Annotated in this window: 13 protein-coding genes; 3 read left to right on the top strand and 10 right to left on the bottom strand. The window is 45.7% G+C overall.

Annotated elements, in window-relative coordinates; genetic code table 11:
• Window positions 1-192 precede the first annotated feature (192 nt).
• Entirely contained in the window at window positions 193-1,089 is an 897-nt protein-coding gene (locus ACZ45G_RS25950; RefSeq protein WP_464173483.1) for a hypothetical protein, read from the bottom strand.
• A gap of 201 nt (window positions 1,090-1,290) precedes the next feature.
• On the bottom strand, window positions 1,291-2,082 hold the full coding sequence (locus ACZ45G_RS25945; RefSeq protein ID WP_464173482.1) for an SDR family oxidoreductase: 792 nt from the start codon (window positions 2,080-2,082) through the stop codon (window positions 1,291-1,293).
• 205 nt (window positions 2,083-2,287) lie between these two features.
• Between ACZ45G_RS25945 and ACZ45G_RS25940 the strand changes: the two genes are divergently transcribed.
• Window positions 2,288-2,785: a septal ring lytic transglycosylase RlpA family protein gene (locus ACZ45G_RS25940; protein WP_464173481.1), complete on the top strand. Its 498-nt coding sequence runs from the start codon at window positions 2,288-2,290 to the stop codon at window positions 2,783-2,785.
• 74 nt (window positions 2,786-2,859) lie between these two features.
• Here ACZ45G_RS25940 and ACZ45G_RS25935 read toward each other — a convergent pair whose 3' ends face one another.
• From ACZ45G_RS25935 to ACZ45G_RS25920, 4 genes are all read right to left on the bottom strand, one after another.
• Window positions 2,860-3,246 carry a carboxymuconolactone decarboxylase family protein gene (locus ACZ45G_RS25935; protein WP_464173480.1) on the bottom strand — a complete coding sequence of 129 codons (387 nt, stop codon included), beginning with the start codon at window positions 3,244-3,246 and terminating at the stop codon, window positions 2,860-2,862.
• A gap of 83 nt (window positions 3,247-3,329) precedes the next feature.
• Window positions 3,330-4,493 (bottom strand): glutaryl-CoA dehydrogenase Acd, encoded by a 1,164-nt coding sequence (gene acd / locus ACZ45G_RS25930; RefSeq protein WP_464173479.1) that lies wholly within the window; start codon window positions 4,491-4,493, stop codon window positions 3,330-3,332.
• A 45-nt stretch (window positions 4,494-4,538) separates the two neighbouring features.
• Window positions 4,539-5,324, bottom strand: a complete 786-nt coding sequence (locus ACZ45G_RS25925; protein ID WP_464173478.1) for an IclR family transcriptional regulator — start codon at window positions 5,322-5,324, stop codon at window positions 4,539-4,541.
• Window positions 5,325-5,774: 450 nt separating this feature from the next.
• A complete protein-coding gene (locus ACZ45G_RS25920) occupies window positions 5,775-5,990 on the bottom strand; it encodes a biotin/lipoyl-containing protein (RefSeq protein ID WP_464173477.1) in 216 nt (71 codons plus the stop codon).
• 231 nt (window positions 5,991-6,221) lie between these two features.
• Between ACZ45G_RS25920 and ACZ45G_RS25915 the strand changes: the two genes are divergently transcribed.
• Window positions 6,222-7,955, top strand: coding sequence for an acyl-CoA carboxylase subunit beta (locus ACZ45G_RS25915; RefSeq protein WP_464173476.1), 1,734 nt, complete (start codon window positions 6,222-6,224; stop codon window positions 7,953-7,955).
• A gap of 143 nt (window positions 7,956-8,098) precedes the next feature.
• On the top strand, window positions 8,099-8,881 hold the full coding sequence (locus ACZ45G_RS25910; RefSeq protein ID WP_464173475.1) for an enoyl-CoA hydratase/isomerase family protein: 783 nt from the start codon (window positions 8,099-8,101) through the stop codon (window positions 8,879-8,881).
• Window positions 8,882-8,934: 53 nt separating this feature from the next.
• On the opposite strand, the gene ACZ45G_RS25905 is transcribed toward ACZ45G_RS25910, so the two are convergent.
• The 4 genes from ACZ45G_RS25905 to ACZ45G_RS25890 all read right to left on the bottom strand — a co-directional run bounded on the left by ACZ45G_RS25905 (window position 8,935) and on the right by ACZ45G_RS25890 (window position 12,504).
• Complete coding sequence (locus ACZ45G_RS25905; RefSeq protein WP_464173474.1) at window positions 8,935-10,317, bottom strand: MFS transporter; 1,383 nt, start codon at window positions 10,315-10,317, stop codon at window positions 8,935-8,937.
• Window positions 10,318-10,414: 97 nt separating this feature from the next.
• Window positions 10,415-10,864 carry a CBS domain-containing protein gene (locus ACZ45G_RS25900; protein WP_464173473.1) on the bottom strand — a complete coding sequence of 150 codons (450 nt, stop codon included), beginning with the start codon at window positions 10,862-10,864 and terminating at the stop codon, window positions 10,415-10,417.
• Between the two features lie 100 nt (window positions 10,865-10,964).
• Window positions 10,965-12,062 (bottom strand): SO_0444 family Cu/Zn efflux transporter, encoded by a 1,098-nt coding sequence (locus tag ACZ45G_RS25895; protein ID WP_464173472.1) that lies wholly within the window; start codon window positions 12,060-12,062, stop codon window positions 10,965-10,967.
• 97 nt (window positions 12,063-12,159) lie between these two features.
• Window positions 12,160-12,504: an ArsR/SmtB family transcription factor gene (locus ACZ45G_RS25890; RefSeq protein WP_464173471.1), complete on the bottom strand. Its 345-nt coding sequence runs from the start codon at window positions 12,502-12,504 to the stop codon at window positions 12,160-12,162.
• Window positions 12,505-12,593: the final 89 nt, after the last annotated feature.

The raw sequence follows: 12,593 nt of genomic DNA, 5'->3' as shown, positions 1-12,593 counted from the left end.
GGAATGGGTGGGGGTAGCGTTTCAAGTACTGGGGACCGGTTTTCCCCATTCCTTTCCGGCTTGTCTGAAATTATAAAATCAAGATTAGAAATTGTATTGTTTGTATCGTAACGTCTTCGGTCGGTTTTTATTAAGAAAATAACCATGGAGTTGGCAAAAACTCAATTGTTTATATATCATTCAATATAGCCATTATTCTTTTGAATTTTCATTTTTTTTCATTTCTATATACCAATCTTCTTTGCCATAGAGTTCATCTGAACATTCAGGGCACATGCCGTGGCTGAATTCTGCATCGGAATTTTCCTGGATATAGCTTTCAATTCGATTCCAATAGCCTTTATCATCTCTGATTTTTTTACAATGGGAACAGATCGGAAGCAAACCACTTAGCGTTTTTACATTATCAATTACTTTTTGCAGCTTATCATTTGTTTGGATGAGCTGCTCTTCAGATTTCTGGTTATTCATTAATAAAAAGACTATATTAATTCCAACCTCTCCAATAAGCGCTATAAGAAAGTGTACTGAATTGAATATAGCATTTGTAAGAATATCATTGTCCTGAGAATTCATAAAATAGACCGCCCTAATCATGAGAGATGCTATTCGCACAACAATTATGGTTGCGGCAAGGTAGTATAAAAAATTATGTTGGTGGGTCATGTGGCGCATAAGTTTCCAAACTACAGGAATGCTGAAGATTAAAAAGAATAGACCAAAAACTAAGCTACGGACTGCCATATTGTCCTGAACGAAATAAAAATATGACCCAATCGCAATAGCCAAAAGGGGGGAAAAATATAATATTTTTTTAAATGACTTAACTCCCAGAAACTGAAGAATAGCATCCATTCTGCAGATTAAAGATACCATCAATAATAAGTTTCCGAACACAATACTCACACCGATTGGTATAAGCCCACGCGAACTTAAAAAAAAGAAGCCGACAGCATGAATAATTGTTCCAATAGTCCAAAGACGAAAGCCAGTGAAAGTTTTTTCGTATTTTAAATATACTAAGAATGTGAAACTTAGTAGAATAGATAAACTTATCTGGGAAAGCATTAAGGTTTTTATATCAATCATTAAATAGCATTTCACAAATATTTGTAAGTGCTGTTTTTTTTAAAAAATTCAATTTAGATTAACCTATATTTGGGGAATACATTAATTGCCATTTGATTAATGGTATTCCATTATCTGGTGGGGTAAACGGATCATGATAGTTAAAAATTAAGAACCCTTTGCCTGTTCATGTAAGATTTTAAGTAGACATTCCGGTCTTGCCTACAAGAGTCCTGAAAAATTGCCGCCGTCAAGCAGGATGCTCTGCCCCGTAATATACTTGGCATGATCGCTGGCCAGAAAGGCGGCCATGGCACCAAAATCAGACGGATCACCCATGGTTTTGCTGGGAATTTCGTTCGCCATCTCCTGGAGGATCTGTTCAGGCGTCTTGTTTTCCTGCTTTGCCTGATGACCTGCCAATTGATCAACACGGCCGGTTTTATGGATACCTGGCAAAATAGCATTCACCGTAATACCCTCCGGGGCCAGTTCCGTGGAAACGGTTTTTAAAAATCCGGTGAGCCCGGCCCGGGCTGTATTGGAGAGCAGCAGGTTCGCGATGGGCTGTTTGACAGATATGGAAGTAATGGCAATAATCCTGCCCCATTGTTTTTGTTTCATTGCCGGCACAAGGCCATGAATCAGGCGTACGGCACTCATCAGGTTCAGGTTAATGCCTTTTTCGTATTCTTCCAGGGGGGTGGTGGCAAAGGTCCCCGGAGCCGGTCCGCCCGCATTGGCCACCAGGATATCCGGGTCACCCAGATCGCTTTGGACCGCCTTGATTAAGTTTGCGATATCCTCCGGCTTGCTCATGTCTGCCCTAAACCCTGACACCTTTGCACGCGTTGCTTTTGATATCTCCTGTGCTGCTTTTTTAGCGTCGGCTTCATTCCTGGAACAGATGGCGACCTTACAGCCTTCTGCTGCCAGTTGTTCTGCACAACCTCTTCCCAGTCCCCTTGTGGCCGCAGTGACCAGTGCGATTTTATCTTTGATTTTAAAATCCATGTTTAACCTTTACTTATTTTATTGATTTATACACACTATATTTACAATGAAAACTTTTAAAATACAAATTTTTTGTACGATTTTGGGAACGGTCTTGATTTCCTGCTCCGCCTTGAATACGACCTATAACATCACAAAGGGAACTGTCAATGCGACCTATGATACGGCCAGATTTGTTACAAAATTAGGGATTGGGACATTAAAAATGTCATATAAAATCGGGACATTTACCTTCCATGTTGTTTTGGCACCATTGGAATGGCCAATGACATCAGATATCGAGAGTATTGATGGGTTGTCTCCAAAGGAAGCGGTTCGGCAGGGCAGGGTGAAAAATGCTCCTTATGTGGTAAAAGGGAAACGCTATGTGCCGATATCCGTGGCAAAATCTGCGACATATCAAGAAGTTGGAACCGCCTCATGGTATGGGAATGAAACCTTGCGTCAAAAAGGTGGACATATGACAGCCAATGGGGAAGCCTTTGATCCAAGAAAACCAACAGCGGCACACAAGCACTTGCCGCTGCCAATTCATGTGAAGGTAACAAATCTTGGAAATCATCGTTCCATAATCGTCAGGGTTAATGATCGTGGGCCTTTTTCTGGCAATCGAATCATAGACCTTAGTGCGGGTGCCGCAAAAAAGCTTGGCTTTTACAACCAAGGGACCGCCAGGGTGAAAGTCGAAACCGTGGAAATCTAAAATAAATTTTTTAAGAATAAATTCTTTAAAATTTTATCTGCCCCCGGTTTCCCCAGAGATAATCGTCTGCTGGTTTATTCTTCGCCCCGTTCTGCCAACACTTCTTTTAATACGCTCAATGCAGTGTTGGCTGCGGGCACGCCGCCGTAGATACTGGTCTGGAAAATTACTTCTGCCACCTCTTCTCTGGTGCATCCCACATTCAGGGCCGCATGGGTATGCAGCTTTAGTTCATCGGGTTTGGAAAGAACTGTCAGGGCTGCCACCGTGATCAACTGCCGTGTGGTATGGGGGATTTTTTCCCGGGCATACATCTGGCCGGTGATGTACAGGGACATGTCCTTTGCCAGGTCCTTGTCAAAATGGCGCCATAAATTATAGGGCTTGTCCTCATCTTTGACCGTGGAAAAATAGAGTTTGGCGGTTTCACCTGTTTTTTTTGCGATTTCTTTGGGATCCATTGTGGGTTTCTCCATGGGGTCAGGCTTGCGTTATTGCGTTTTGGACAAAACGCAATAACGCAAGCCTGACCCCTGTTTTTTGTTTATCTATTGGCTTTTTTAACGCCCAGCTGATCCAGGGCGATGATCATTTTGCAGATATTGGCAGAGCCTTCCACCATGGAGTAGGTGGGTGCATCTCTATAGTATCTGGCAACGGGGTATTCAGTGGAATATCCGTAGGCACCCAGAATTCTCATGGCAAAATTGGAACATTTGGTGGCCACTTCTCCTGCAAAGTATTTGGCCATGGCCACATCCAACCCGTTGTTGAGCTTGCCCTGATCCTTGGCCCAGGCAGCTTTGTAGACCAAAAGTCGGGCGGCTTCAATTTCCACTGTCATCTGGGCGATCATGTCCTGGTTCATTTGGAATTCACCGATTTTTTTGCCAAACTGCTTTCTTTCATTGCAATACTTGGTGGCGGCATCCAAACAGGCCTGGGATAGACCTACACCACCGGCGGCAGCGGAAAGTCGTGTATGGTTCAGGGAAGAGAAAACAATTTTTGTGCCGTCGCCGGGTTTGCCCAGGATATTTTCCTTGGGCACCTTGACGTTGTCCAGGAAAAGCTCGCCTGTGGGAGAAGAATGGGAGCCCAGTTTCTCCAGGGCAGAGGTTTTAATGCCGGCAAAGTTTTTGGGCTCAATAACAAAGGCGGACAGGCCTTTGGAGCCTGCGGCTTTATCTGTATAGGCGTAATAAAGAAGGCAATCCGCCGCGTTGGCATTGGAGATCCAGGTTTTTGACCCGTTCAAGAGCCAGTGATCCCCTTTGTCTTCGGCGGTTGAGGACATGGCCATGACATCGGAGCCTGCATCGGACTCTGTGATGCCAAAACCGCCGATGTACTCAGCTGTGCAGAGTTTTTTTATATATTTTTTTTTCACCGCTTCATTGCCGTATTTGAAGATGGTGTAGGCACAGCCCAATACCTGCATATTTACCTGGACCCGCAGGGAGGAAGAAACCTTTGCCAGTTCTTCTGTGACGATCATGGCGGCCATGAATCCCATGTCCTCCCCGCCGTATTCTTCGGGAATGACTGTGCCGAAATAGCCCAGTTCTCCAAAGGGTCGCATGACTTCGTCGATGGGGAAATAATTTTTTTCATCCCATTCGTCTGCATAGGGTTCAATCTGTTTTTTGGCAAATTTTCTAACTTCTTTCTGGAGCATCTGAAGCTCGGTTGATAATTTAAAGTCCATTTTTTCTCCTCTTAAAAATTGATAAATAAGTTGGTGAATAAAAATTTATGGGGTGCTGTTTCCCATGGCCTTTGAAAAAGAGTGGGCAGCACGCGTCAATATATGGATACAATTTGCGAGATGATCCTCCTGGATGATCCTTATTTCCGGTATGGCCAGGCTCAGGCTTGCCAGAATTTCTCCTCGATAATTAAAAACAGGGGCGCTCAAAGAGCCAAGTCCCGGGGTCCGCTCTCCATGGCTTGCGGCATATCCCTGGGTTTTGATTTTGTCCAGCTCCGCCTGTAATTGACCCGGATCAATAATGGTTTTCTCTGTTAAGGGCAACATTTCTATGGTATTAAAATAGTCTAGTTTAAAGGTGTCAGAAGAAAAGGCCAGAAGGCATTTGGCAGAGGCACCCGCATAAAGCGGAGACTGGTTTCCGATGGGCATGCCTGCCCTTAGTACCTTGTGGGATTCTATGGTATCAATACAGATACGCATGCTGCCTTCAATGATGTTCAGGTGAACGGTTTCAAGTGTCGTTTTTGCTATTTCTTCCATGTAGCTTTTGCCAACGCCGGTAAGGTTGTTGGCAGTGTTCAGGTTTTCAAGAAACCGGTAAAAGATATTACCAATATAGTATTGACGGGTCTTGGGATCCTGGCGGATGAATTCATAGGATTTGAGCACCTGGAGTATCCGCTGAACCGTTGCCGGGCTGAACCCAAGTTCACAGGAGAGTTCCCGGATACCCCATTTGGGTTTAGTGCCCTGGAATTTGAGCATGATCTCAAGGGCCTTTTCAATGGCATTGAGCTTTTTTTGGGCATTTGTTTTTAAGGGCATGTTTTTCCTTTAACTATAAAATCAGTCTTCTCGGGTCTGGCGATGGGCCCGGGAAGGGAAAATTATTTTGGTTTCAAAATTGTTTGGGTTCATGGGGTAACCCTGTGATTATAGGTGTTTGTTTTATATATTAAAACGCCGTTTCATATCATGGATTAAAATAAACTAAAAATCCCTTTAAATGTCAAGATAAAATATGATTAAAAATCTGATTAAAAAATATCTTGACAAAGGGTTTTGATTATTTCTATTTTAAATTGAATAGAACAGCGTCTTATATTATGAAACAGATGGGGTCCTGGGAAAATATCAACGAAATAGACGGGGTGTGAATTTTTAACGGGAAAGTATGAAACAAAAAACAAACAGGCAGGATTTTATTGCAAAGAGCCCGGTCCAAGGCCCAAGGCTCTTTACAGATAAAAATATCAGGACAAAGGTATTGAATAATTATTCAATGACAAGCATCACCTGTTTCGTGGCCACTTTGTCGTCAACCTTGACATTGATTTCTTTGATTTTTCCGTCGGCTGTTGCAACAATTGGATTCTCCATTTTCATGGCCTCCAGGACCAATAGTTCCTGGCCTTCAACGACTTCGTCTCCCGCTTTGACTTGGATTTCAATTATGGTTCCGGGCATGGGGGATAAAATTTCAGTGCTCATGGGATTCTCCTTAATTCAAAAGATAGTTGCTCAAAAGATAGTTGCCGCGTTGTTTACAAAAAATACATTTTTTTTTAAACAAGATAGTTTAGCTCTATACTTAAAGAAGAATTTAAAGTCAAGTCAGTATATGGACCGGCAGGATCATAGGAAGACCATGCCAGGGGATTGGTGGCTTTTAAGGGCCTGTTCCGGCAAAATCCAATAATATTTAGGACCTAGGAGTTTAGAATGCGACAATACTTTGAAAAGATGACAGAATTCGGCAGTGAATTGAACAAGGGAAAGATGCTCAGTTCCGAGAAAAATTTGGTACAGGTCCGGGAAGTGGAAGCCGGTATCGACCTTGAGGTGGAAAAAGTAAAAAATGCCGGAATGCCCACGGAGAAAATTAATTCCCGGGGGGTTATGACCGTGTGGCAGCGCCTGGAATATCTCGTGGATCCGGGAACCTGGCATCCGTTGCATACCTTGTTTAACCCAGAGGACAATGAGGAGGGCACCACCAACGTCATCGATGGTCTGGGCAAGATTTCGGGAAAATGGGCCGTGATTATTGGGTTTGACAATAAAGTCATGGCCGGTGCCTGGCTTCCCGGCCAGCCGGAAAATATTTTAAGGGCCACGGACCTTTCCAAGCGGTTGAATATTCCATTGGTCTGGCTGGTAAACTGTTCCGGTGTTAAATTGACGGAACAAGAAAAATTTTATGCCAACAGAAGGGGATCCGGAACCACTTTTTACCGCCATGCAGAACTCGAACAGATGGGGATTCCCATTCTGGCAGGTATTTACGGCACCAACCCGGCTGGAGGAGGATACCAGGGCATCAGCCCCACCATTCTTTTTGCCCACAAAAATTGTAATATTGCCGTGGGCGGCGGTGGTATTCTAAGCGGTATGTCTCCCAAGGGCCATTTTGATGTGGCGGGAGCAGAATTGTTGATTGATGCTGCCAAACAATACAAGGCAAAACCGCCGGGATCAGTGGAAGTGCACCATGATTCAACCGGTTTTTTTCGATATGTTTATGAAGAGGAAACAGGGGTGCTGGACGGCCTCCGAGATTATATGGGGGATATGCCCGCTTACAACCCAAAATTTTTCCGGGTGGCTGAACCTGCGGAACCTAGGTTTCCGACAGCGGATCTGGCCCGGTTGATTCCCATTAACCAAAAACAGATTTATGATTTCAAGGAAGTTCTGGCACGGCTTGTGGACGGCAGTGAGCACATGGAGTTTCGGCCCGATTACGGACCCGAGGTCTATACAGGTCTTTGTAAAATTGACGGGTTTTTGGTGGCCTGTATCGGCAACAACCAGGGTTGGCTGGGGGAAGACTACCCCGAATATGCTGATTACGGCGGAATTGGCGGCAAGCTCTACCGCCAGGGCCTCATCAAAATGAACGAGTTTGTCACCCTCTGCGGCCGGGATCGAATTCCGGTGATCTGGTTCCAGGACACCTCGGGCATTGATGTGGGGGATATTGCAGAAAAAGCTGAGCTTTTGGGGATTGGACAATCTTTGATCTATTCCATCCAGCAGACCGATGTGCCCATGACCCTTGTGACCCTGCGAAAGGGCACGGCAGCCGCCCATTATGTCATGGGAGGTCCCACTGCCAACCGTCACAACGCCTTTACACTGGGACTTGCCACAACTGAAATTTATGTGATGCATGGTGAAACCGCTGCCGCCGCAAGTTATTCCCGGCGGCTTGTCAAGGAAAAGGATGCCGGGCGTCCCTTGGAGCCCATCATTGATAAAATGAATACCCTGGCCCAGGAATACCACGACAATTCCAGACCGGCCTTTTGTGCCAAGCAGGGATTTGTGGACGAGGTGGTCAAAATGGATTCTTTGAGAGATTATCTCAAGGCATTTGCGGGATCTGTTTATCAGAATCCCAAATCCATTTGTCCCCAGCACCAACTGATTACCCCGCGAATTATCAAGGGATAGGACCCGCAAGGATTGGACTTTTTATCCCGGTCCGTGCCAGGAACTAGTGTCCGGACCGGGAATAAAAAAAAATACAATGGCAAAAGAGAGGATCAAAGATACGCGAATCGGAGAGAAACCCCCATCAAAGACAGGAGGCATCTATGGCAGAGTCTGAGGCAGAATATGAGTTTATAACCCTAGAAAAAGATGATCAGGTGGCCAGAATAACCTTGAATCGGCCCAAGCATAATGTCCTGAATATCCCCATGATGAATGAGCTGAACAAGGAACTTGCTGCCATTGCAGCAGATGAGTCCTTAAAATGTGTGGTGATCACAGGAGAGGGGAGAAGTTTTTGCGCCGGAGTAGAAGTGTCAGACCATGCCCCGGATAATGTGGATGAAATGGTGGCGGTGTTTAACAAGATATTTGAGTTGATCAATATGATCGATATTCCTGTTATTGCGGCGGTGAACGGTGCCTGTCTTGGCGGGGGGATGGAGGTGGCCATTGCCTGTGATATTGTGATTGCCTCCAAACGAGCCATTTTTGGTCAACCGGAAATCAAGCTTGGATTTTTCCCCCCCTATGCTGCCCTTCGGTTGCCGGAGCTGGTCGGACCTGCCCGAGCCATTGAAATTGTCACAACAGGTAAAAATTATACAGCCAAGGAATCTAGGAAATTAGGCTTTGTCAGCCAGGTGGCATCGGAAGATGAGTTCAGCGATCTGGTGGAAAAAAATATCAAGGAAATCTGTCATTCAAGTCCCCTGATTATCCGCATGAACAAGAGAGCTGTCAAGCGCCACATGGGCACCAGTTTTTCCCAGGGTGTGGATCTGATTTCCAATTATTTTCTTAAAACCCTTATGAAAACAGAAGATACCCTTGAGGGAATTGCCAGTTTTGAGGAAAAGAGACGACCGGTCTGGAAAAATAAATAAGGATCGTTTGTGAAAACTGCCGTGGCAAGAGCCTTTACGTTCCTTGTCACGGCTTATTTTAAAATTTTGTTTTTGATGAAAAATAAATAGACCAGGCAAAGGAAGACAAACCCAATTAAAAAGGTGCCGGGGAACCATGTAAAGCTTTCTTTGAAAACGATGTTATCCAGCATGGCCGGCCCCATATCTCGATTCTCCAGGAAAAATTCTTGGCCCAGGGCCTGTTTTTTCGTCTTCAATAAAAGGGCATACCCTGTGCCCAGTATTCCGTAAGAAAGATTATAGGACAGCCCCTTAAAACTTAACACAGTTGCCCGTTGCTCAGATACCGTTTCCCGGTTTATATAAAAGCTGACAAAAAAACCGTTAAAATACATGGCGCTGAAGGTGATAAGTGCTGGAAGAAGGCCGGTCCATGGCCAGAAAAAGCTCATGGTTGTAAGACCCGAAATGGTAAGGGCTGCTGTGATCCAAAGTCCCTGGGCAGGTGCTTTTTGTTCTGCAATTTTTCTGGCGATTCTGGGGATGATAAATCCCAGCATGGCCACCATGGAGCCGATGATCCCGAAAAGGGCCTCGGGCAGCTGGATCATTCTATAGTATTGACTGGACAGGGTAACGACCATGCGAATGATGCCGTCAAAGAGCATGCCAAATAAAATAACACTCAAGACAAAGGGGGTTTTGAAAATCCAGGCGCCGGCTGTAAAGGTCAGGCGGAAGGCCTGTTTTACCCGGTGAATCCCGCCGGGGGTATCCCCTGAAGCGGCATTTGTCTGGGCTATCTCTTCCATACCCAGGGTCGCCAGGCAGGCAAAAAAGGACAGAATAAGGGTGGCGTATAAAGGAAACCGCATGGTTGTTTCCTGGGTCAGGGAAATAGAAACTCCAAAAAATCGACAGAGGCCTTCCATGAGGCGAGGGTCATAGAGGGCAGCGCCTGTGCTCATGGCAATGATAAATCCCAGGGCCTGGAATCGTGCCAGGACTTCTAAAACCCGTCCCCAGTCATCGGGGTTCCCCCTGTCTTTAAGAGCATCGTAGGCCAGTGCCTCATCCGCACCGCTGGCAGCTGCCTCGGCCAGGCCGCTTAAAAACCGGTTGATCAAAAATACATAAAAAATCAGAGATGGATTTGATGTCGGCACAAAACTGATCATCCCCACCTCCACCACCATGGTCAGGGTGGCAAATACCAGAAGCCGTTTCCGGCCGATAATATCGGCAAGGGCGCCCGAAGGAATTTCTGCCATGACAATGGTGGCTGCCCAAACTGCATTGAGGATGGCAAACTGGGGCACGGTCAAACCGAAATCAAGGAATAATATGGTAAAGACCGGGTAGTAAAATCTTGAGTTAAACAGCACTTTAAAGGCAATATACCGTTGGATATTGGGGATGGAAAAGGGGGACACTGGGCTGGTTTTTTCGAACATCAGTGCTGCCCCCTTTTACAATTATGGTTAATTACTGACCAGAATGATTCGGCTGTCCAAACCCGTCAATGAATTATTTTTTGCTGTCATTTTATTTTTAGGGAATCAAGGTCTTTAAAATGTCTTCCTTGCCGATGATACCCACTAATTTTTTACCTTCCGCCACCGGAATGGTGTGGAAATGTTTTTCAACCATGAGGCTTGCAATCCCCGATACCGGAGTGTCCGGGGTAACAGTGGTCACTTTTTTGACCATGGCCTGGGCCACCTTTGTGGCGGCCATTTTCTGGAATTGCGCTTCCAGGCTTTTTGAAGAAGACAGGGGGAAGATACTGTCCAGGATGGCAAAAATAGGGGGGATCGGGATATCCTTTTGCTGAAATATCAGATCGCTCTGGCAGAGGATGCCGATAATTTCCCCATTGGTGTCGACTACAGGAACCCCATTGATATGATTTTTGAGCAGGATTTCCACGGCGTCAGGAATTTTTGTATCCGGTGAGAGACTGATAATATCTTTTTGCATGATATCTTTGGCTTGGATCATGAGATTCTCCTTGTGATGGGTTCACAGGCGCTTCGGGCCTGGATATTTCTAATATACATGAATTGTCGGGGCAGGTAAAGCGATTGAACACCCAGACCTGTTAGTGGGAAGGTGAGTGGCAATGTTTAGGGTTTCGTTTGAACGATAGTAACCAATTATAAAGGATCAAGGCCGTCAGTATCAGGGCACCTGCCAGCTGAACCTGATGGGGAATCAGCTCAGATGCTTGTCCCACCACAACCTGGGCCTCTATGCCGAGAAATCCGTAAAGCCAGTCCAAAAACGTTCCCATGGCAAGGGAACAGGCGGCTATCATGGACAGGTAGATTACCAGAGCCCGGGTGTTGAAAATATTTTTGACAATGGCGATGGTGGCCGCATTTGTGGCAGGTCCTGCCAGTAAAAAGACCAGGGCTGCTCCGGGATTCAGCCCCTTGAGAATCAAAGCAGCGGCAATGGGAGTGGAGGATGTGGCGCAGACATACATGGGGATGCCGGCAGCCAGCATGGTCAGCATGGACAAAAACTGATGCTCATTGGCCCAGACCGTCAGGTCATCGGGGAAAAAGAAGGTGATGATTCCGGCAATAAAAATACCGATGATAAAGGGGGTTGCAATATCGGTGAGCAATTCGCCATAGGCATATTTTACCCCGGCCATCAACCGTTGGGAGAGTGGGGCATCGGTAATATCTGCACTGGGAACACCTGCACCGCAGGTGGCAGAACAACCTCAGCCGCCGGTTTTTTTCAGGGGAGCAGAGGCAATGGCAGGGGCAGGTGTGGGGTTGCCCCAATAATTTTGGGCGATCCCCGTGCAAACGGCTGTGAAAAATCCTGCCACGGGTCGGATAATGGTCATAATCGGATCCAGCATGGCATAGGATATGGCAATGGAGTCCACCCCGGACTCAGGAGTGGCAATCATAAAAGCCATGGCGGCCCCGTCATTTGCCCCTTGCTTTTTTAGCCCGGTTGCCACGGGAACCACCCCACAGGAGCACAGCGGAATTGGAATCCCGAAAAGTGCTGATAAAAAAACCGGTTTGATCTTGCCGGTTCCCAGATAACGTTTGATCTTATCTGCCTTGAAAAATACATAGAGAATGCCTGCCACCAAAAAGCCAAAGAGCATGTAAACCGAAACATCCAGGTAGATATGCCAGGATTCTTTTAAAATTTCATATACCATATTCATGGGAGCTGTCCTTAATTTCTATATTTCATGGTTCTATATTTTACAATTCAATTGTTTGCCAGGTTCAATTGTTTGCCAGGTTCAATGTTTGTCCGATTCAATGTTTAACATGGTCAAGACTATAATGGATCAGGGACATGACATGATCGTCATCCAGTGTATAGTATACACTCTTCCCCACTCTTTTGTTCTTAACAATTTTCAAGGTTCGTAGAACCCTGAGCTGATGGGATATGGCGGACTCAGACTGTTGACAGATCACGGCGATGTCACACACGCAATGTTCTCGGTTCAACAGCGCCAATACAATTTTAAGCCGGGATGGGTCGCTGAGTGCCTTAAATATTTCTGCCATCTTCACAATTTCTTTCTGGTCGGGAAGATCCTTTACGGTCTTGTTCACGTTGGCTTCATGGATACATTTTTCCGCACACACATTCATAGATCACCTCTTCAATTGAGCATTTGTTCATATGTTACTGCAAGACATTCCGCCTGTCAAGGGGAAAAATGGGGATGTCGGGTGGTGGT

The sequence above is a fragment of the Desulfoconvexum algidum genome (assembly GCF_055382125.1).
Note: the sequence above shows the minus strand (reverse complement) of the source record. Positions and strands in the feature narration are given on the sequence as shown.